Origin of the sequence: Burkholderia sp. Bp8998, from assembly GCF_003854235.1 — a bacterium.
Classification (GTDB): Bacteria; Pseudomonadota; Gammaproteobacteria; order Burkholderiales; family Burkholderiaceae; genus Burkholderia.
Map to the genome: position 1 here is coordinate 87,341 of NZ_QTQF01000017.1, position 20,423 is coordinate 107,763.

25 protein-coding genes are annotated in these 20,423 nt (G+C 65.2%); 14 read left to right on the forward strand and 11 right to left on the reverse strand.

What is annotated here, in order from left to right; all coding sequences use genetic code 11:
• Positions 1–11: 11 nt before the first annotated feature.
• The 12 genes from DIE06_RS18440 to DIE06_RS18495 all read left to right on the forward strand — a co-directional run bounded on the left by DIE06_RS18440 (position 12) and on the right by DIE06_RS18495 (position 8,921).
• Entirely contained in the window at positions 12–545 is a 534-nt protein-coding gene (locus DIE06_RS18440) for a glycoside hydrolase family 19 protein (RefSeq protein ID WP_124662589.1), read from the forward strand.
• Positions 545–958: a hypothetical protein gene (locus tag DIE06_RS18445; RefSeq protein WP_124506413.1), complete on the forward strand. Its 414-nt coding sequence runs from the start codon at positions 545–547 to the stop codon at positions 956–958. Before DIE06_RS18440 ends, DIE06_RS18445 begins: the two co-directional genes overlap by 1 nt.
• Before the next feature lie 11 nt (positions 959–969).
• Positions 970–1,338, forward strand: a complete 369-nt coding sequence (locus DIE06_RS18450; RefSeq protein ID WP_124506414.1) for a phage holin family protein — start codon at positions 970–972, stop codon at positions 1,336–1,338.
• Positions 1,335–1,850, forward strand: a complete 516-nt coding sequence (locus DIE06_RS18455) for a lysis system i-spanin subunit Rz (RefSeq protein WP_124662590.1) — start codon at positions 1,335–1,337, stop codon at positions 1,848–1,850. Before DIE06_RS18450 ends, DIE06_RS18455 begins: the two co-directional genes overlap by 4 nt.
• Positions 1,847–2,464: a hypothetical protein gene (locus DIE06_RS18460; RefSeq protein ID WP_124662591.1), complete on the forward strand. Its 618-nt coding sequence runs from the start codon at positions 1,847–1,849 to the stop codon at positions 2,462–2,464. Before DIE06_RS18455 ends, DIE06_RS18460 begins: the two co-directional genes overlap by 4 nt.
• Positions 2,465–5,278, forward strand: a complete 2,814-nt coding sequence (locus DIE06_RS18465; RefSeq protein WP_124662592.1) for a hypothetical protein — start codon at positions 2,465–2,467, stop codon at positions 5,276–5,278.
• Positions 5,275–6,393, forward strand: coding sequence for an SPRY domain-containing protein (locus tag DIE06_RS18470; protein ID WP_124662593.1), 1,119 nt, complete (start codon positions 5,275–5,277; stop codon positions 6,391–6,393). The genes DIE06_RS18465 and DIE06_RS18470 overlap by 4 nt, the downstream gene beginning before the upstream one ends.
• 199 nt (positions 6,394–6,592) lie before the next feature.
• The gene (locus DIE06_RS18475; protein WP_375861558.1) at positions 6,593–7,090 is read left to right on the forward strand and encodes a PAAR domain-containing protein; all 498 of its coding nucleotides are present in this window, start codon (positions 6,593–6,595) and stop codon (positions 7,088–7,090) included.
• Positions 7,091–7,092: 2 nt separating this feature from the next.
• Positions 7,093–7,728, forward strand: coding sequence for a type VI secretion system amidase effector protein Tae4 (locus tag DIE06_RS18480; protein WP_124506420.1), 636 nt, complete (start codon positions 7,093–7,095; stop codon positions 7,726–7,728).
• The gene (locus DIE06_RS18485; protein ID WP_124662594.1) at positions 7,725–8,060 is read left to right on the forward strand and encodes a hypothetical protein; all 336 of its coding nucleotides are present in this window, start codon (positions 7,725–7,727) and stop codon (positions 8,058–8,060) included. Before DIE06_RS18480 ends, DIE06_RS18485 begins: the two co-directional genes overlap by 4 nt.
• Before the next feature lie 97 nt (positions 8,061–8,157).
• Positions 8,158–8,346, forward strand: coding sequence for an AlpA family transcriptional regulator (locus DIE06_RS18490; protein ID WP_124662595.1), 189 nt, complete (start codon positions 8,158–8,160; stop codon positions 8,344–8,346).
• 299 nt (positions 8,347–8,645) lie between these two features.
• Positions 8,646–8,921: a hypothetical protein gene (locus DIE06_RS18495; RefSeq protein ID WP_124605290.1), complete on the forward strand. Its 276-nt coding sequence runs from the start codon at positions 8,646–8,648 to the stop codon at positions 8,919–8,921.
• A 144-nt stretch (positions 8,922–9,065) separates the two neighbouring features.
• On the opposite strand, the gene DIE06_RS18500 is transcribed toward DIE06_RS18495, so the two are convergent.
• Positions 9,066–10,550 carry a PLP-dependent aminotransferase family protein gene (locus tag DIE06_RS18500; protein WP_185733422.1) on the reverse strand — a complete coding sequence of 495 codons (1,485 nt, stop codon included), beginning with the start codon at positions 10,548–10,550 and terminating at the stop codon, positions 9,066–9,068.
• Positions 10,551–10,753: 203 nt separating this feature from the next.
• On the opposite strand from DIE06_RS18500, the gene DIE06_RS18505 reads away from it, so the two are divergent.
• Positions 10,754–11,104, forward strand: coding sequence for a hypothetical protein (locus tag DIE06_RS18505; RefSeq protein ID WP_124662597.1), 351 nt, complete (start codon positions 10,754–10,756; stop codon positions 11,102–11,104).
• 142 nt (positions 11,105–11,246) lie between these two features.
• Here the strand turns inward: DIE06_RS18505 and DIE06_RS18510 are convergent, their stop codons facing one another.
• The 8 genes from DIE06_RS18510 to gtdA all read right to left on the reverse strand — a co-directional run bounded on the left by DIE06_RS18510 (position 11,247) and on the right by gtdA (position 17,745).
• The gene (locus tag DIE06_RS18510; RefSeq protein WP_124662598.1) at positions 11,247–11,669 is read right to left on the reverse strand and encodes a DUF6691 family protein; all 423 of its coding nucleotides are present in this window, start codon (positions 11,667–11,669) and stop codon (positions 11,247–11,249) included.
• A gap of 1 nt (position 11,670) precedes the next feature.
• Positions 11,671–12,105: a YeeE/YedE family protein gene (locus DIE06_RS18515; protein WP_124662599.1), complete on the reverse strand. Its 435-nt coding sequence runs from the start codon at positions 12,103–12,105 to the stop codon at positions 11,671–11,673.
• On the reverse strand, positions 12,095–12,445 hold the full coding sequence (locus DIE06_RS18520; protein WP_124662600.1) for a helix-turn-helix transcriptional regulator: 351 nt from the start codon (positions 12,443–12,445) through the stop codon (positions 12,095–12,097). Before DIE06_RS18520 ends, DIE06_RS18515 begins: the two co-directional genes overlap by 11 nt.
• Before the next feature lie 130 nt (positions 12,446–12,575).
• Positions 12,576–13,937, reverse strand: coding sequence for an aromatic acid/H+ symport family MFS transporter (locus tag DIE06_RS18525; protein WP_124662601.1), 1,362 nt, complete (start codon positions 13,935–13,937; stop codon positions 12,576–12,578).
• A 76-nt stretch (positions 13,938–14,013) separates the two neighbouring features.
• Positions 14,014–15,222 (reverse strand): 3-hydroxybenzoate 6-monooxygenase, encoded by a 1,209-nt coding sequence (locus tag DIE06_RS18530; protein ID WP_124662602.1) that lies wholly within the window; start codon positions 15,220–15,222, stop codon positions 14,014–14,016.
• Positions 15,223–15,241: 19 nt separating this feature from the next.
• On the reverse strand, positions 15,242–15,883 hold the full coding sequence (gene maiA / locus DIE06_RS18535; protein ID WP_124662603.1) for a maleylacetoacetate isomerase: 642 nt from the start codon (positions 15,881–15,883) through the stop codon (positions 15,242–15,244).
• A 34-nt stretch (positions 15,884–15,917) separates the two neighbouring features.
• Entirely contained in the window at positions 15,918–16,616 is a 699-nt protein-coding gene (locus DIE06_RS18540) for a fumarylacetoacetate hydrolase family protein (RefSeq protein WP_124662604.1), read from the reverse strand.
• A gap of 82 nt (positions 16,617–16,698) precedes the next feature.
• Complete coding sequence (gene gtdA / locus DIE06_RS18545) at positions 16,699–17,745, reverse strand: gentisate 1,2-dioxygenase (protein ID WP_124662605.1); 1,047 nt, start codon at positions 17,743–17,745, stop codon at positions 16,699–16,701.
• A gap of 164 nt (positions 17,746–17,909) precedes the next feature.
• Here gtdA and DIE06_RS18550 point away from each other — a divergent pair, with 164 nt between their 5' ends.
• Entirely contained in the window at positions 17,910–18,854 is a 945-nt protein-coding gene (locus DIE06_RS18550) for a LysR family transcriptional regulator (RefSeq protein ID WP_124662606.1), read from the forward strand.
• A 46-nt stretch (positions 18,855–18,900) separates the two neighbouring features.
• Here the strand turns inward: DIE06_RS18550 and DIE06_RS18555 are convergent, their stop codons facing one another.
• The gene (locus DIE06_RS18555; RefSeq protein ID WP_124662607.1) at positions 18,901–20,169 is read right to left on the reverse strand and encodes an FAD/NAD(P)-binding oxidoreductase; all 1,269 of its coding nucleotides are present in this window, start codon (positions 20,167–20,169) and stop codon (positions 18,901–18,903) included.
• Positions 20,166–20,399, reverse strand: coding sequence for a (2Fe-2S)-binding protein (locus DIE06_RS18560; protein ID WP_124662608.1), 234 nt, complete (start codon positions 20,397–20,399; stop codon positions 20,166–20,168). Before DIE06_RS18560 ends, DIE06_RS18555 begins: the two co-directional genes overlap by 4 nt.
• Between the last annotated feature and the right edge of the window lie 24 nt (positions 20,400–20,423).

Sequence of the window (20,423 nt, forward strand, 5' to 3'; positions counted from 1 at the left end):
ACGAGTCCGAGATGTCTATTACGTCCGACCAGCTTCGGAAGCTCTGGACGCACGCACCGATCGACAGATGCGCCACGTACGCGCCCCTGCTCTCGGACGCGATGGCGAAGTTCGAGATCGATACCCCGGAAGAGATCGTCGAGTTCCTGGCTCAGATCTCGCATGAGTCAGCCGAGGGGCGCTACACGCTGGAGATCGCCAGCGGACAAGCATACGAGGGACGCAAGGACCTCGGCAACACGCAACCGGGCGACGGCGTTCGCTACAAGGGCCGCGGCCTGATCCAATGTACCGGTCGGATCAACTACCTGCTGATGGGCATGCTGCTTGACCTCGACCTGATCGCGCACCCGGAACTGCTGGAGCAACCGCAGTACGCGTGCCTCAGTGCTGCTGCCTTCTGGTGGAACCACAAGCTCGACAACCTCGCGTTGAAGAGGAACTTCATCGCGGTCACGAAGGTGATCAACGGCGGCACGAACGGTCTCGCGGATCGTCAAGCGTATCTCGCGCTCGCACGAAAGGTCATTCCGGGAGCCGCCTAATGACGACTCGCAACGGTGACTTCTTCGCCCGCCTCGGCTTCACGACATGGGTGCTTGTTGTCGTCGTGCTTTCGAGGTGCCACGCAAGTTCGATCCCCGCCGCGACGATGCAACACGGCGGCTGGTTCTTTACTGTCTTGCTGCTCGTTGCCGGCGCACTGCTTCTGGTCGACATCGTGGTCAATGACTTGATGCCCGACCGATACGTTTTCACGTGGGGGTTGAAGTGGCGTCATTGGGTTTATCCGATGGCGTCGTTCTCCTTTGCGTCTCATCTGTTCGTTGCTGAGCAGGCTTACAAGAGTGTGCAGATAAGCGCCCTCGTTCTCTATGGCTCGATGGCTGTGTTTGGCCTGACGCTGAGTTTTCGCAATCTTTTTCACGTACGGGGTCGAGCGTGCAGCGAACGATAAAGGTATGGGCGATGTTCCTCGCTCTCACGTGGTCTCTCGTCACCTACGCGGCAACGCGTAGCGACGTATCTTTCGGGCGGGATCTGGCCAGTATCCCCGTCATCGCGTACGTGATCACGGTCATCCTCAGCAGCATCGGCGGCGCTGCGTCGACGCTGCAAAAGCTGTCGAACGCCGAAGATCTGTCGCGCTGGAAGCTGCACGTCGCGCGAGACATGGTCTCCTCGATCGCAGCCGGCTTGCTTATGTTCTTCATCGCCGAATCGTTCCGCTGGGATTCCGCTCAGGAGGCCGCGGCCATCACAGTCGCCGGGTACGGCAGCTCGAAGCTGTTCGACGCGGTCATGACCCGCATTCTGCAAAAGGTGGATACCGCATGAAATTGACCACCATTGCCGCGCTCTGCGCCGCTCTCCTGAGCGGTGCTGGCGCTTTCTACTTCACCCGCGACCACTACGTTGCGCTCATGGCCGAGAACGACGATCGGCAGCAGAAAGCCGTGCGTGCCGCTCAAGAGCGGGCGGACGCGGTAGCGGCATTCGCTACCACAACGTCGAACCTGCTGGTCACGCGGATCTCGACCGATTACGAAAGGAAGCTCAACGATGCGAAGTCTCAAGCCGACCGCGACATTGCTGCTGCCCGCGCTGGTGCTCTGCGCCTGCGCGACCGAGCCGCAACCTGTGGCAATCAATCGACCCAAGGTACAGCTGGCCCCGGTGCCGGCATATCTGCTGACACCGGAGGAGCCGAACTTTCGCTGCCGGCTACTGAGTTTCTTCTCAGCGAAGCCGGCCGAGCAGACGGAATCGTGCTCAAGCTCAACGCCTGCGAAGCGGTCGTCCGGAGCGACCGAGACGTTCTCGATCGTTTGAATGCAGGTGCGCAATGATCGCCGCCCCTCTCCCGCTCGCCCCGACCAATCCTGACGGTCAGCCGCTCGTCTTGATGATGAGTCCGGTCTACAACAATCTCGGACAGCTTACCCCGATGAAACTGCTCTACGGCCGCGGAGCGCCGGCCAATAACGTCGGTAACGACGGCGACTCGTACATCAACCTGGACAACAGCTTCATGTTCGGCCCGAAGACGGGCGGTGTCTGGCCGAGCGGCTACAGCATCAAAGGCGACAAGGGCGACAAAGGCGATACCGGCGACGTCAACAAGACGCCGATCGCGCGCATGAACGTGACCGGCAACGGTCTCGACCTGGACCTGTCGACCGGCATCGGCTGTTTCAACGCGACGATCAACTCCCCGCAGACGGCTATCACGATCAGCAACCCGGCCACCGATGCGAACTTCGTCCGCTCGTTCTCGCTCGTGCTCAAGCAGGGCACCGGCTCGAACAAGGTCAGCACTTGGCCGGCGATTATCAAATGGAACGGTGGCGTCGCACCCGTCCTGTCGTACGCACAAGGTGTGAGCGACGCCTTCATGTTTGAAACCTACGACGGTGGCAAGTCGTACGTCGGCTACTTCGTCGGCAACAACATTCCTGCGTAAATGAACCGGCTCTACCTGTCCCGTCAGTCCCTCAACCAGCTCGCCGCGAATGCGAACTCGATGCTGGATGGCCTCATGCAGTTCGTGGATCGTCACACGAAAGACGACCCTGACACGGGTCAGGACTACATGATCGTCAACAGCAAGAGCGTGCTTTGCAACAACATGCACTACGAGACGGGGAGCGTCTGGTACACCCCGAATGGCACGGCCACGACCGAAGGTCAGGCCCTGTACATCCTCGGCCTCTACTACGCATGGAAGGGCACCGGCAAGCGCTCCTACCTCGACCGCGCCGTGCGCGCCATCGACGCGTACCTCGATCTGTTCTATGCCGGCCAGTCGACACCGACCACGCCGCAGATCTACCGTGCGAACTGGATCATCAACGGCAAGCGCCCGTTCCAGGCCTTCGGCCCGCTGGACCCGAACAACCCGGATAGCCCCGGTGGCAAGGGTGTCCAGGTTCAGTTCACGAACGGGGTGGGCCAGATCCCGACCGGCGATCCGTATAACGGCCAGCTCATCACGCGACTCTACTCCGTCTACAACGGAAAGCTCTCGTACGACTCAGTGCGCTCGGGGGTCAATGCTGGCGGCACGGTCTACCCGTTCGCTTCGTACGTAACGTACGACGGCGTACGGCACAACGCCGATCAGGATCCGATCGACCCGAACGGCGACGCGCCGGGGACGATTCGCCTCGTCGACGCGACGTTCACGGGCACGGCACTGGTCAACTACGCGAACATGACCGGCCCGATGATCGGTCGCAACCAACCGTTCGACGTCTGGCCGATCTGGATGGCGCTGACGCCCGACCAGTGGGGCAATTCAATCGACTCGGAGCAGTGGTTTGCCGAAGCCTGCTACTTGATGTTCCAGGAGACTGGCAATCCCCGCTACTTCAACGCATTCAACGCGTCGATCTATACGATCAACGACGCGACGGACCTTCAAGCTGACGGATTCTATTTCCGCCAGGATTCGAGGGCAGCGGACCCGTTTAACGTGGGCATCGCGTACGACTGGGAATACCTCGGCGACGCGAAGGCGACGGTCAATCGCGACAGCAGCGGTTACATCCACGTGTCGAAGACCGCTGAATCGAATGTGAACAAGGAGAGCACGGTCGCGCTCGAACAGATCGCCGTCTACACGCGCATCGACTCCAGCAAGACGGCGATGGTCAACACCATCGGCATCAACACGCCGAAGGCGCGCATCGAGTTCCTGACGCGGATGAAGACCGACCTCCTGAGCGCCGGCCGGCAGTATCGCTTTGCCCTGCCCTCGAACGGTAGCGTGACGCCGACGCCGATGGTGGTTCCGTTCGGCCAGATGGTCACGGCCACGCAATCGGACGGCCAGCAGCACGCCATGCTCGACGGTTCGAGCTTCGTGCCGTACGGCAACGCCGGCTACACCACCACGTACGAGGGCGGCATCCTCGGCGACGCTGGCCGCGCTGACTGGATCGGCACGGCCAACATCAATGACGGCACTTCCGGTGTCGTCGCCGGCTTCTGGCTCGCAACACCGACCACCCGCGCCCTCACGTCGTTGACGTACCGGGTGAACAGCGGCGAGATCTGGTTGAAGGTCACGGACGCGCTTGGCAATAAGTATCAGCGCGTGCTGCCCTCCGGTGGCTGGACCACACTGCCGCTGAGTTGGTCAGACTTCACGCTCGTGCCGAATCAGGCGGCAGGCACACCGGCCGCACCGACGCCGAATGGTGCGATGACGCAGATCGAATTCATCACGAACAACGGCCAAGGCGGCTCGATCTCGACGTACTGCTGGGGCGAGATCCCGCAGAAGCTCGTGTCGGTCAACGACTACTCGACCGAGTGGTTCATCCATGTGAAATGCCAGCCGGCGATGGAGATGGCAGTGGGAGACGTGTATGCGTCCAATCCCGCCCCCCTCGCGCTGAAATACACACCTGGAGTGCTTCCATTCACGACGAAGTATTCAGTCTCTCGCGCGCGGAAGGATTACTGGCGAGGCACACCGTACACCGGCTACCAGTATGGGCCGATGTGGGTGCTCTCGGGCAAGACCCAGTATTACACCAACTGCATCGCCTTCTACTACGACGCTCAGGAAGCGTACGCGAAGAAGATCGGCGTCATGGGTCCGGTTGCGCCGCTATATGTATGGCCACGCTATGACCAGCTCGATCAAGGCCCCATCGACACGTTCGCATGGGGTACGGACAAGCCGTACCCGTGGGCGGGATACAACGCGCGCGCGTTCTTTGCAGGTTGCCGGATGTGGCAGTTGCTCGTGCAGCAAGGTTTCCCTGTCGATACCCGACTCATCACGTTTTGTGAGCGCTACGCGAAGTATCTGGCTGACTTCCAGGATGCAAACGACAACCTGACGCCAACTGAATTTCCACCCGACAAGCCGGCGTTCAACGATGACTACGACCACACCGGCCATATGACGGCGCTGTACATGGCAGGTGCTGTCTGTATGAAGTTCGCCGGCTCGAAGTCGGCCTACGTCGATCGTGTGATCAACGGCTGCATGGTCGAATTTACACGCACGCAGGTGATCGAAGACCCGACTGGTCCCTACTCCGACATGAGCGGTGCCTATTCAAGCTGGTCACACGGACACTACTTCTACGGGTTTTGGGCGGGCGAAATCATGCGCGCGCTAGGTCTTTTAATGATGTGGAACCTACGCAACCAACAAGGTGCAGGCATCCAAATCGAAGAATCGAACATCCTGCTTGAAAACGCATCTGGCCATATCGCCGCAGAAGACGGCACCTTGATCAAAACAGAGACCTCCCTATGAGCGACATGAAAATCTCGGAGTTCAACGAACTCCAGAATCCAGTTGATGATGCAATGCTCGCGGGGGCATACGGCGGCAACAACTTCAAGTTGAAGCTCTCGACACTGCGCGCGTGGTTCGGAGTGGTGACGCAGAAAGCAGCCGGCTTCATGAGCGCTGACGATAAGACCAAGCTCGACGGTATTGCATCACAAGCGACAAAGAACAGCGCGGATTCGACGCTTCTGAACCGACAGAACCACACCGGCCAGCAAGACGCGAGCACCGTGACCGGTCTCGCGAAAGTGGCAACGAGTGGTAGCTATAAGGACCTGAAAGATGCCCCGTCCACGGGCATCCCGGTCGCAACGAACACGCAGCTTGGTGGCGTGAAGCTCGGTCCCGGCCAGACAACCGATGGGGATGGCACGTTGCGGATCTCGCGCTTCGCCGAGCGTGCAGCATTCGATCCGGTAATGAAGGCCGGCACGGTAGCGCTCTCGAACAACAACCTGACCGCTACCGTCCCTGGCGGTAAGCAAGTCGTAGCGCTCGGAACGACCGGCATGAAGGCCGGCAAGTGGTACTTCGAGACCACGTTCGTCTCGGGCACGTCGAGCGGGAACGCCTCCGTTGGCGTGTGCCCGCGCAACGAGGCGATGGACGCTCAGGTCGGATATGACGACGGCCAGGGGACGATCGGGAAGTTCCAGTCGAGCGGCAACGTGTATCGAGACGGCGGCACGAACTCCGGGTCCGGCGCGGCATTCAACGTCGCAGGGGACACGGTCGGCGTAGCGATCGACGCGTCGTCGCGCACGGCATGGTTCCGAGTCAACGGCGGCGTCTGGAACGGTAGCGCCACAAATAACCCGGCGACGGGTGTCGGTGGCTACCCGATTGGCGGCACGTTCCCCCTTTTCCCTGCCGTCTGCTCGGACGTCGCGTCAGTGTGGACCGTGAATTTCAGCGGACCTTTCGCAGCCGCGGCACCTGATGGCTTCATCCCGTGGTCGCAAGGCAGCTTGCAGCTCTCACTTGGGGATTGCGCTGACGTCGATCTGACCGGAGCAAAAACCGGCGACATGCTGAAGCTCTCAGCAAATGGGGTTTGGAAACCATCCTCGGTTGTGTGAGCCTCAAGGTTTCCGTCGTGTGATCAACTACTCATTGAAGAGGACGATATAGCGCCCCTCGGGAATATTGAGATAAATTACGCAGCCACGCGACTAAGATCGTGGATTCTGAGAGGGCCAAACAATGCAAAGAAGAATCGCGTCTGTAGGGGATGTTCTATCTAGTGGCGGCACCGTTCTACCTGCGGCGGGGCCGCCGATGACCTTCATGGGCCACCAAGTTGCCCTGATTGGCGGACAAGCCTTTTGCACAGCATGTAAGAGCAACGGCGTCATTGCTAAGTCCGGGGGACCCTACCGCATACAGTTCGTAGCGGAGATTGCCCTGGACGGCGACATCGTCATGTGTAAATGCCCGCGACCTCCACGGATTATTGCGGCGCTTAGCGGCGAGTCGTGGTGCGATGACAACTTAGGCGGTAGCGGTCAGCACACCTCTTCCGGTTTCGCCGCTGCGGGCGTCGCCGCTGCTGGCGCTGTTGCGTCCAACCTGGTCGAGCCGTACGACGAACAAGTGAAAGTGACGGCTGATGGTCCGGAGGGCTACCCCTACTACATCGAGACTACGGATGGTCGTGTCTTCCAAGGGCGTCTCGATGCAAGCGGCATGTTACCGCGCGTCCATACGGGCCACAGTGCAGACGACTACACGGTCTACTGGGGTGACGATGCAATCGCTAAGCAGAATGAGGCTTAACCATGCCGAACAAACCGTTGAAGGTACGCTCGAACAGTACGCGTGACTCGGTCAAGCCAACTCAACTGAAGTCAATTACGTTTCAAGAGCTTTGGAACGCCTACCCGAGCAAAGACCCGTACGACGATAAGACAGGTCAATACGAGAACCAGTGTGCCATCCGCATGAGCGTCACCTTTCACAACATCGGAAGCGATATGAAGTCGTTTTCGCAGAAGGTCGTGAAGCCCATGCCTGGAAAGAAGGAGCTGGGCCGTCTCATGCTAAACGACAAGCCTACGGCAACTCGTGCTTATGAACTTGCCGAGTGGTTGAAGCTGCAACCTTTCTTGGGACTCGGCAAACCGGAAAACATCACTGGCGCGGATTGGCAGAGCAAGGTAAAAGGGCGAACGGGCATCATCTACTTTTTCGGATATTGGCGACAAGAAGGTGACTCGGGCGATAGCACTCTTACCGGTGGACACATCGACTTGTGGAACAAGGATACGCTGACCCCCAACTGGGCGTCGTTTCTGCGATTCCGAGTTGGCATGTCTTCAATGCCGAACCCGTTGTCGTGGCTTCGAGGTCGAAGAGACAACGCGTTCTCCGATCTGGCCAACTCGAAAGAAATCCTTTTTTGGGAAGTGAAATGAAGCGTACAGGGCTTGCGTTGTTGGGGTTCGTGTGGGGTTTGCTGGTCACCTGGGCATCAGGCTACACATTCAGCCACATTCACTGGCCCACGCCTCCCTCACACTCGACGGGCTGCAACGACCTGGAGCATTGCGGCTCTCATGCCGCTTTTTTCCTGGTGACACTGGGATTACTAATTTGGCCTGCCATTGTGTTCTGCGTGTTGAATGCAGTCGCTTATAAGCGATGGTCGAATCGGAAATGGGGCACCGTGTTTGCCGTTGTGACGCTATTCGTCGTGTTGTTCTATCTCGCCACCTACGCCGTACCTGCGTTGGGCCCCTTCGGCTGACGCCGCGGACTATACGATAGTCACCTAGATTGTGTTGCGACGTGCCAGAGCGCTCCATACCATACGCGCTCTGGCCACCACCACAATAGGTCGAAACATGGAAACCACCACTTCGAAGAAGCTGTATCGCATTAAGGCTGTCATGGATATGCTCAGCATCTCCCGAACCACCGTCTACCGCCTCGTCGACAAGGGAAAGCTGAAACTGGTAAAGATCGGGGAGCGCTCAAGCGGTATCACCGCCGAAAGCGTCGAAGCGATCATGGCCGGCGCGGACGCCGCCTAACCCTCCCTCTGGCGCTCGGCCCCGAGCGCCGCCCCTCCCGCCTCATCTCCCTCCTTCGTTCCCTCATGGCTCGTTATAGCGCTTGACAACCTGCTTCGCCCAAAATACTGTATGGATAAACAGCTGTACAACCAACCAGTATTTGTGGCCACGGCAAAAGCTCGGCGCTACCGTGGAGAGCACCGGTTGGTGGCTCCAGGTCCAGCGCAGCCTTTCATGGTAGCTAGGGTGGTAGCCAGACCTGATTTATCGACGAAAACACCCCGGAGAGCCTTATGCAACAAGGGTCCCTGTTTAAAGTGGAACATCTGGTCCGTATCGTCAACGACACCGATCGCCAAGTACTGGCATGGCTGCGTGCGCAGGTCGGCGACGCCCGCGTCGAGCGCGCGGCGCGCCAGCTCGGGCATACACGCAAGCCCTTTCCGTCGGCGGTATGCCGGTACCTGGGCATGAGCGCGCCGGCCACGCTGCGCCAGGCGGAACGGCCGCGTGCCGCGCGCGACTTCTCGGTCGGCGATCGCTACCTGTCGCTGATCCGTCAGCACCTCGCCGCGCACGCGGTCGGCCGATGAAATCGCCAAAATCGTATCGCTGGCGCGTCATGGCGCAGCGGCCGGCCGGCGCACAGGCGACGTGCCGCATCGGTCGGCCCGTGCCCCTGTCACGACCGCCGAGCCCGGTCGCCGGCACGCCAGCCCGGCCGGCACCCGCCCCGCTTACGCAGCGGCCGCCGCGTCGCGTATCAACTGGCCGAGCGTTTCGATGGCCGCTTCGTGGGCCGTGTCGAACACCCGCGTGCAGGCAAGCCGGATATACGCGTCAAAGCGGTCGGAATTCGAGAAGATCGCGCCTGGCGCGATCCTTACCCCGCGTGCCAGCGCGGCATCAAACAATGCTTCGGAACGCACGCCGTCCGGCAACGCGATCCACAGCAGCATGCCGCCGGGCGGCCGGTTCATCCGCGTGCCGGCCGGAAAATGGCGCGCGATCGCATCGATCGTCACATCGCGCTGCACGCGCAGCTGCTCGCGAAACCGGTGCAGGTGGCGATCGAACGCACCCGAGCCGACGAACTCGGCCGCGACGGCCTGCAGCAACGCGGCGTTGTGCCGGCTGTGCGCGAACTTGAGCATCTTCACGCGCGCGTGCCAGCGGCCCGCGCTCATCCAGCCGAGCCGCATCCCGGGTGCGAGCACCTTGTTGAACGACGGGCAGTAGATCACCGTGCCGTCACGGTCCCATGCCTTCACGGGCTTCACCGCGTGCGGCGCTTCGACGAGCTCGCGATACGGCTCGTCCTCGATCACGGCCACGCCGTGACGCGAGCACAGCGCGACCAGCGCGGCCTTGCGTTCATCGGGCATCACGCTGCCGAGCGGGTTCTGCAGATTCGGCACGACGACCACGGCCCGAATGTCCGGGTACGCGGTCAGCGCCACGTCGAGCGCTTCGATCGACAGCCCGGTCGTCGGGCTGGCCGGAATCTCGAGCGCACGCAGGCCGAGGCTTTCGAGCAGCTGGATCAAGCCGAAAAAGGCCGGCGATTCGATCGCGATCGTGTCGCCGGGGCGCGCGACCGCGCGCAGCGCGAGATTCACCGCATCGACGCCGCCGCTCGTCGACATCACGTCGTCCGGCGACACGGTCACGCCGTACGACAGCGCACGCTTGGCCATCGTCTGCCGGAATTCGGGCGACCCGCCGACCGGCCCCGCGTCGGTGAGCAGCGTCGGCTTGCGCCGCAGCAGCCGGATCGCCAGCGCCTGCAGGCGCTCGGCCGGATACAGCGTCGCCAGCGCAGACGCGCCGCCAAGGTTCAGCGCATCGGGCATCGCATTCGCGCGATCGATCACACGCGACACGCGTTCGTGCAGCCCCGCGAACGGCGGCTCGATGCTCGGCGGCGGCCCATTGCTTTCCGGCAGCGCTTCGAGGGCGGCCGCCGCGCGCCGCCGCACGAAATAGCCCGAGCGCGGCCTGGCTTCGCACCAGCCCGTATCCTCCAGCCGCCGGAACGCCTGGATCGCGGTCGACAGGCTCACGCCGTGCTGCGCCATGAATGCGCGCACCGACGGCATCCGATCGCCGGGCGACAGCGTGCCGGCCGCGATGATGCGGCGGTAATGCTCGGCGAGCCGTTCGTACAGCGGCTCGCCGGCCATCGGCAACGGGGTGCGGGACGAGTCGGTGATGGGCGTCATGCGGGTCATCGTGCCCGCGCGCTCAGGCGCACGCCAGATACAGATTCCGGGAAAACCCACCGATACAGCGGCACGAAATCGTCGCCTGCACCGTAACAGATTCCCGTCCCCTGAATCTGTCCTGCCCGCATGCGTTTCCCTAACCTGATTGCACGCTCTCGCCTCGCCGTCGCGGGGCTGCGCAACCGGGAAAAGGACTCGCCATGCGAACGCAAGACATTCGGCTCGACGCCGGCCAAAGCCACTTTGCGTGGTTCGACAAGGGCAGCCAGGTCATCGTGCTCGACGGCGCGCTCGCGGTCACGTTGCGTCACGGCGGGCTCGACTGGCTGCCCGATGCGCCGCAATACGTTCGCCGCATGCTCGACGAAGGCGAATGTCTGACGATCGAGACACCCGGTCACGTTGCGTTGTCCGCCGGCGATGCGGGGCCGGTCGCCGCGACCGTCGCGGAACCCGCGCCCCGGTCCGGCGTGTTCGCCGCGTGGCGCGCGTGGCTGCGCCGGGTGTCCGCGCCGCTACTCGGCGAGCGGCATGTGCGCGGGCAATCCTGACGCAGTGGCTTGCGCCGTCGCCGGTGTCGTCATGTGACCACCGTGTCGCCCGCTCCGGCGACGAGCGCGATCGTGTCCGGCGCCCTCACCGCGCCGCGCCGACTCGAGCGGGCCGATAACTTCGGCCGCAGCCCCCGCCGTGCTATCGCGCCTTCCTAGCGCGCTCGATCCATTCGAATAACGCCATCCCGACCAGCATCGCGACGACGAACGCGATGCCCTTGACCGACCCGAGTCCGATCGATACGATCGCCGGCCCCGGGCAAAACCCGGCCAACCCCCAGCCGATGCCGAACACGGCGCTCCCCGCGACCAGGCGCACGGTAATCGCCCGCGCGGCCGGCCACTGGATCGGCAGGCCGAGCAACGACCGCGTCCGGTGCTTCGCCCACGCGAACGCGAACACGGCGACGCCGATCGCGCCGGCCATCACGAACCCGAGCGATGGATCCCAGCGGCCTGCCAGGTCGAGAAAACCGAGCACCTTCTGCGGGTTGGCCATCCCCGACACGATGAGGCCGACGCCGAACAGCAGCCCCGCAAGAAACGCGAATCCTGCCTGCATGTCAGCCCCCGAGCACGTGCCGTTGCACGAATACGGTCGCGAAGCCCGCGACCATGAACACCGCCGTCGCGACGATCGATCGCGCCGCACCCCGCGACAGCCCGCAGACGCCGTGACCGCTCGTGCATCCGCCCGCATAGCGAGTGCCGATCCCGACCAGCAGGCCGGCCGCCAGCAACGCGCCCCAGCCTGCATCGACCCGCGGCGTCACGGCGGCACCGGCGATACGCATCATCAGCGGCGCGGCGATCAGCCCGGCGACGAATGCGACACGCCAGTCGCGCTCCGCGCCACCGGCCGTGAACAGGCCGCCGACGATGCCGCTGATTCCGGCGATCCGCCCGTTGAACGCGACGAGCCACGCGGCCGCCAGCCCGATCAGCACGCCGCCGGCAAGCGACAGCCACGGCGTGAAATGAAGCGCATCAAGCTGCATGACGCGTCCCCTTCGCGGCCGGGCCGCAGAACTGTTCGTACAGCACGCCCATCACCGCGATCGCGGCCGGACTGTCGAGCGAATAGTGGATGTTCTTGCCCTCGCGGCGCGTGCGGACGAGCGTGTTGTCCCGCAACACGCCGAGCTGCTGCGACAGCGTCGGCTGGCGAATATCCAGCCGCGCCTCGAGATCGCTCACGCAACGTTCGCCCTGCGACAGTTCGCACAGCAGCAACAACCGGTCGGGATTGGACAGCACCTTGAGCAGCGCGCACGCCGACTCGGCGGCGGCACGCATCTGATCGGGCTCGGGCAGCCCGGAGGAGGGATCGGCGTTCATGAGGGCGATGGCATACGATTAACGGATAAATATTATATCAGTTTATATAATATTTATCCGTACCATCGTCGTCCGGCGCGCGCCCATCAGAACCAGAAAGCGCCTTCACCACCGCCCTCGCTTCGCTCCGCTACGCCTGTTCGCCGGCGATCGCATCGGCCGCCGCCGCGCGCTTCGCGCCGGCCCGTACCGCGCCAAGCACCAGCACCGCGATCCCGGCGATCACGCACGGCACCGCGACGCCAGCGAATGCCGTCGACAACGGCAGCCCCATCGCGAGCATCGCCCCGCCCGCCATCGATCCGACGACCGACCCGCCGCGGCCGATCCCGTTCGCCCAGCTCACGCCCGTGGTCCGGCATTCGGTCGGGTAGAACGCGGCCGACAGCGCGTTCGCGCCGACTTGCGAGCCCGACACGCAGAAGCCGGCCGCGAACACGACCAGCGCGGCACCCGCCGGCGACGCGGCCAGCACGCCGATCGCCGCGACGAACAGGCCCGCCGCCGCATAGCTGCACGCGAGCACGCGGTGTGGATCGAAGCGGTCCATCAGCCAGCCGAGGACGATCGCACCGAGCGTGCCGCCGACCTGGAACATCGCGGTCACGCGTGCGGCCGTCTGCAACGTCGCGCCGGTCGTGCGCAACAGCGTCGGCAGCCAGCTCGACAGCAGGTAGATGACGAGCAGACTCATGAAGAACGTGAGCCACAGCAGCAGCGTGCCGCGCAGCAGGTCGGCGCCGAACAGGCGGCCGAGCGGCGAACCGGCCGGCTTGCCGCGCGGTGCGACGAACGATGCGTGCGCGAGACGCGGGTCCGGTGCGATGCGCGCGAGCATCGCCGCGATCCGCTCGCGCGCCGCGCCGGTGTTGACGAGGTAGCGCACCGACTCCGGCAGCCGCCACGCGAGCACCGGCAGGAGCAGCAGCGGCGCGGCACCGCCGACGACGAGCACCGCGCGCCAGCCGTCGCGTTCGATCAGCGACGCGGCCGCGAGCCCGCCTAGCGCGGAGCCGATCGTGAAACCGCAGAACATCGTCGTCACGAGCAGCGAGCGCCGCCGCGCGGGGCAATACTCGGACGTCAGCGTGATCGCGTTCGGCATCGCGCCGCCGAGCCCGAGGCCGGTCACGAAGCGCCACGCGATCAATTCGGTCAAGCCGCCCGCGCTCGCCGACGCGGCACTCGCGATGCCGAAGCAGGCAACGCAAGCGAGCAGCAGGCGCTTGCGGCCGAACCGGTCGCCGAACGGCCCGAACACGAGCGCGCCGGCCATCAGCCCGGCGAGCCCCGCGCCGAATACCGGCGCGAGCTGCGCGGGCGACAGGCCCCATTCCGCGCGGATGACGGGGGCGATGAACCCGATCGATGCGGTGTCGAAACCGTCGATCGCGACGATCAGGAAGCACAGCACGACGATCGCGGCCTGAAACGGCGCAACGCGATGCCGGTCGATCCATGCGCTGATGTCGATGGACTGCATATCGGCCATGATGGTGTCTCCTCCATGAAGGCGGTCGCGCGCGATGTCGTTGGAATGCGCGCCGCCGGATTCGGGCTGAAGTGCGTCAGGCGACGGACTTCAGGCAATCCTCCGCGCGCCAGCCGTGCAGCCAGTCGAGCGCGTCGTAGAACTGCGCCTGCGTGCGTCCGACCCACAGCACGTTGCGCACTTGCCGCTCGACGCCCTTTGCGTGATAGATCCGCCCCATCTCGCGCGCCGAATACAGCACGCGCGCCGTGCGCGGAATCCGCACGCGCTCGTACAGCGCGAACGCGGCCTCGAAATCGCCGTCCGTCTGCGCGACGGCCGCGCCGAGCGTCACAGAATCCTCGAGCGCCTGGCACGCGCCCTGCGCGAGGTATTGCGTCATCGGATGCGCGGCGTCGCCGAGCACCGTCGCGCGGCCCGCGCTCCAGCGCTCGACCGGATCGCGATCGGCGGTCGCCCAGCGCTTCCACGACGTCGGCCGGTCGAGCATCTGCTTCGGCAGCGGATGGATGCCGTCGAAGTACGACAGCACTTCCTCCTTGCTGCCGTCGCGCACGCCCCAGGTTTCCTGCTCGCGACTGTGGAACGTGACGACGAGGTTGTACTGCCGTCCGCCGCGCAGCGGATAGTGGACGAGATGGCAATGCGGGCCGGCCCAGACGACCGGCGCATTGATCTGCAGATCCTTCGGCATGTTGTCGACGTCGACCACCGCGCGGTACACGACGTGTCCCGTCACGCGATGCGCGTCGCCGATCAGCGCGTGCCGGATCGCGGACTTCACGCCGTCGCAACCGATCACCGCATCGGCGCGATAACGCTCGCCGTGCTGGTCGATCACGGTCACGCCATTGTCGTCCTGCTCAAAACCGCACACCTGCGTGCTGGTCCGGAATTCGATCAGCGGATGATCCTTGACCGCCTCGTAGATCGACAGATGGATGTCCGCGCGATGGATCACCGCATACGGGTTGCCGAAGCGTTCGCGATACGCGGCACCCGTATCGATGCACGCGACTTCCCGCGCATCGACCGCATCCATCAGTTGCAGCCGGTCGGTGAACACCGCGCGGCTGCGCGCGGCCTCGCCGACACCCAGCGCGTCGAGCGCGTTGAACGCGTTCGCGGCGAGCTGGATGCCCGCGCCGATCTCGCCGATTTGCGCGGCCTGCTCGAGCAGCTTCACGCGAATGCCCTGGCGCGCGAGCGCCAGCGCGGTCGCGAGCCCGCCTATACCGCCGCCGATCACGAGTACGCGTCGGCCTGTGTTGTTTGTCTCGTCCATGTCTGTCTCCTGCTTCGTGTTACGCGACGTAGTCCGGTTGCCGCTGCGGCTGCGCCGCGTCGAATGCCGGCTCGCGCCGAGCGTGTTCGTAAATCGCCAGGCTGCGCGGATACGCGCCCAGGTCGCAATCCATTCGCAGCGCGTTCGCGACCTGCGGCACGAGGCATACGTCGGCGAGCGTCGGTGCATCGCCGAAACACCACGGACCGGTGTCCGCACGCGCGAGCAGCCGCTCGACGCCGGCCATCCCTTCCGCGACCCAGTGCCGGTACCACGCATTCTTCTGCTGCGGCGTGACCTGCAATTCGCTGTCGAGGTAGCGCAGCACGCGCAGGTTGTTGATCGGGTGGATGTCGCACGCGATCAGCGTCGCGAGTTCCAGCACGCGTGCGCGCTGCCGCGGTTCGAGCGGAATCAGCCGCGGCGCCGGATGAACCTGGTCGAGGTAGTCGATGATCGCGAGCGACTGGCCGAGACGGAAATCGCCGTCGACCAGCGCCGGCACCGACGCCGACGGATTCACCCGCGCGACGTAGCCGGCCTCGCGGTGCTCGCCCGTGCGAATGTTCACGGGCAGCGTGTCGTACGGCACTCCTTTCAGCGCGAGCGCGATGCGCACCCGATAGGATGTCGAACTGTTGAAGAAGCTATGGAGTTGCACGATGTGACCTTTCGAGGAAAGCGCGGAGCGCGCGTCAGACCACGCGCACGACCAGTTCGCCGAGACGCTCGATGCCGACCTGCATCACGTCGCCCTTGACCACCGCACCGACGCCTTCCGGCGTGCCTGTGAAGATCACGTCGCCCGGTTCGAGACGGAAGAACTTCGACAGGTCGGCCACCGTTTCCGCGACCGACCAGATCAGGTGCGACACGTCGCTCTTCTGCTTCGTCGCACCGTTGACGGTCAGCCACACGCCGGCCTGTTCGAAGCGACCGACTTCGCTCGCCGGATGCACGGGGCCGATCGGCGCGGAACGGTCGAACGCCTTGCCGATTTCCCACGGCCGGCCCATCTCGCGCATCTTCATCTGCAGGTCGCGGCGCGTCATGTCGAGACCGACCGCATAGCCCCACACGTGCTCGAGCGCGCGCTCGAGCGGAATGTCCGCCCCGCCCTTGCCGATCACCGCGACGAGCTCGGCTTCGTAGTGGTAGTTCTGCGTCTGCGACGGATACGCGAGATCGAGCGTTTCGCCGTAGGCGACCGGCACGATCGAATCGGCCGGCTTGCAGAAGAAGAACGGCGGCTCGCGATCGGGATCGAAGCCCATTTCGCGTGCATGGGCCGCGTAGTTGCGGCCGACGCAGTACACGCGGCGCACCGCGAAGCGGGCGTCGCTACCGGCGACGGGAAGCGCCACCGGCGCTTCGGGCGGGAAAACGTAAGTCATGAACGGCTCCAGCGTGAGCAATGAAAGAAGAACCGCGCACCGCGTCGGCGGCGCACCGGACGAATCAAGGAATCCGGCGGCGTCAGTCGCGCGCTTCGCGCAGCAGGTTCAGCGCGGACAGCACCGGTCGGTCGGAATAGCTGAACAGCACGCTGTCGGACGACGCCGACAGCCGCACCGCCGCCCACGACGGCGCGACGAAGATGTCGTGCGCGTCGAACGCGAACGCGTCGCCGCCGATATACGCGGTACCGCTGCCTTCGACGACGCAGTAGATCGTCGCGTCGGTGCTGCGATACGTGCGGCCGTCGAATCCGGCGGGCAGGAACTGCATGAAAGTTGCAATCGTCGGCATCGGCCAGCCGCCCGTCGTGGGGTTCACGTAGCGCAGCTTCACGCCGTCCCATGCGTCGAGCTCGCCGTTGCGGTACAGCGCGTCGAGCGCCTCGCGGGTGCGCGCATACGGATAGCTGAACACCGGCGACGTCGGATCGCCGACGCGATGCCGCACCGGCACCATGTTGTGGCCGAAGCGCGCGAAGCTGTCGCCTTCCGCGCGGCTGACGGGCTGCTCGGCTTCCGGATAGTTCTCCGCGAAGCCCGCGTCGAGGTTCGCGACGAGCGGAATGTCGAGCCCGTCGAGCCACACGACCGGCTCGCCGCCGTGTTCCGCCGACGGGTTGCCGTGGTCGTGCCACGCCCACGACGGCGTGATGATGAAGTCGCCCGGATGCATCGTCGTGCGCTCGCCGTTCACCGCGGTCCAGGCGCCCTTGCCTTCGACGATGAAGCGCAGCGCCGACTGCGTATGCCGGTGGCTCGGCGCGATCTCGCCGGGCAGGATCAGCTGCAGGCCTGCGTACAGGGTCGGCGTCATGCTCGACTTGCCGGGCAGCCCGGGATTCTCCAGCACCAGCACGCGGCGCACGGCTTCTTCCGCGCTGATCACGCTGCCGGCCTGCATCACGAGGTCGCGCACCTGCGCGTACTTCCAGATCGCGGGCATCGCGGCGGGCTGCGGCGCTTTCGGCACGAGGTTGTGCAGCGATTCCCACAACGGCGCGAGGCGCTGTTCGGCGATCCGTGCGTAGTAGTCGGCGCGCGACGTATCCGGGTGTCGGCTGGTCATGATGTCTCCTTGGGGCGACCGATCTCGGTCGGCGCTGTGTCGGGTCGGGGACCGCGTGCTTCAGTCCGTTAGCGCATTTATATGCGACGTAGACATACCCGGTAAAATGGTGAAATCATCTAATCCATACGATTCCGGATATACCTTCCGATACGGAGCGTGCGATGGACTGGACCCACCGGCTGCGATTGCGGCACCTGCAGGTACTGCTGAGCCTGGCCAGCACGGGCAACCTGAGCCAGTCGGCGGCGGCGCTCGCGACCACCCAGCCGGCGCTGTCGAAATGGCTGAAGGAACTCGAAGAGGATGTCGGGCTGCCGCTGTTCGAGCGGCAAGCACGCGGCTTGCGGCCGACGGCCTACGGCGACGCGCTGATCGAGCATGCACGCCGCGTCGAGGCGCAGCTCGACGTCGCGCGTGACGACATGGCCGCGCTGCGCGAAGGCGGCAGCGGCCTGGTCACGATCGGCACGTCGGGCGTCGCGGCCGCCGATACGGTGCCGCTCGCGGTGTCGCAGTTGCTGAAGCGGATGCCGCGCGCGCAGGTGCGGCTCGCGGAGAGCACGATGAACCAGCTGATGCCGCAGCTCGCGCGCGGCGAGCTGGACATCGTCGTCGGCCGTTCCGGCTCGGCGTCCGTCGATCCGCACCTGCACGCAGAAGCGCTGTACGTCGATCCGGTGGTGTTCGTCGCGCGGCCCGATCACCCGCTCGTCGGCGCGGCATCCGTCGGCTGGGACGAGGTGCTGGCCTACTCGTGGATCGTCTGGCCGTCCGGCACGCCCGTGCACAACGCACTGCAGGTCGCGCTGACGGCCGCCGGCCGCGTGCAGCCGCCGCACTGCGTCGAATCGAATTCGTCGATCCTGAACCTCACGCTGCTGAACAACACCGACCTGCTGGGCGTCGCGTCGCATCGAGCCGCGCGGCGCTTCGAGCAATTGAACGCGATCCGCATCCTGCCGATGCGGCTCGAGGGCCAGGGGGCGGTATCGATGTACTGGCACCCGGACAGCGCGAATCGCGCGGCCGTGGGCGCCGCGATCGAGTGCCTGCGTGCCTGTGCGGCGCCGCAGGTGGGCGGATGGGAGAAAGTGAGGGTGGAATGAGTGGCGAAGCAGCCCGGCGCGAACCGGGCCGCCTCACCGTCGCTCGTCAGGTGCCGTCGCAGGACACCGTCTCGTCCAGCATCAGCGTGCCGACCCGCGCGGGCACGAGCGGCGTGCGCGGTACCGACGGCGTCCAGCCGAACAGCGCCTGCGCGGCCGCGCCGCACACACGACCCTGGCAGGCGCCCATCCCGCAGCGCGTCTGCAGCTTCGCGGCCGTCCAGGCCGGCGCTGGCGCGACCGCGTCGAAGCGCACGTCCTCGCAACGGCACAGCAGCGTATCGGGCCGCGCGAGCCGGCGGATCGGCTCGCGGATCGCGAAGCGCTCGCGCACCGCATCCGCGAACGCCTGCCAGCGCGCGCGCTGCGCAACCAGCGCGGCCAGCGGCGCCGTCTGCCCGGTGGCCGCGTAGCCCGCGATCTCGCCTTCGACCATCGCCAGTTCGCTGCCGCCGACACCCGTGCACTCGCCCGCCGCGAAACACCCGTCGCGGCTCGTGTGCTGGTGCGCATCGACCACGACCGCACCGTTCTCGATCCGGCAGCCGAGATGGCTCGGCAGCACGGTATTCGGCACGAGCCCGAAGCCGCACGCGAGCCGGTCGCAGTCGACCTCGAACTCGCGCTCGCCCTGCCGGATCCGCACGCGTTCGAGCCGCTTGTCGCCGAACGCTTCGACGACGTGTGCATCGGGCCGGTAGGTGGTCGTGACGAGCTTCGCGGCTTGCGCGAGTTTCGACGGCCAGCGCCACAGCCCCGCGCCGAAACCGGCCACATCGCGCCACGCAGCCTGTTCGAGCACGTGCGACACCTGCGCGCCCGCCTGACGGGCCGTGGCCGCGCTCGCGAGCAGCAGCGGACCGCTGCCGGCGATCACGGTGCGCTGCCCGCGCACGTCGAGGCCGTACTTGATCAGCGCCTGCAGGCCGCCCGCGCCGGTCACGCCCGGCAGCGTCCAGCCGGGGAACGGCAGCAGCAGCTCGCGCGCGCCGCAGCACACGATCAGTGTGCGGAATTCGAGCAGGAACCCGCGCTCGTCGTCCTCGAGCAGCAGCGTGCCCGGCTGCGTTTCGGCGACGATGCGCGTGGCCGCGAGATGCGTGACATTCGGCTGACGCAGCACCGCCAGACGTTCCGCCGCGGCCGGCACGGGCGTCGCGGCCGCCGCCTGGCGCCAGATCTGCCCGCCCGCGCGCGGGTTGTCGTCGACGATCGCGACCGTCGCACCGCTTCGTGCGGCGGCCCGCGCCGCCGACAGCCCGGCCGGGCCCGCGCCGACGATCGCGACGTCGACGCTCAGTCGTTCCTGTTTCATCGCGTGCGCTCCACCCGCATCCCGTCGCGGCACAGCGTCTGACAAGCCAGACGACGGCGGCCGTCGATCGTCATCCTGCACTCCTGGCAGATGCCCATGCCGCAAAACGGCGCGCGCGCCGCACCCGTGCACGACACACGCGTCGTGTCGTCGCCGCTCGCCGAGATGGCAGCCGCGACGGTCGCACCGTCGGCCACCGTCAGCGCGCGGCCGTCCAGATGAATGATCATGTCAGCCTCCGCCGGGCCGCCCCA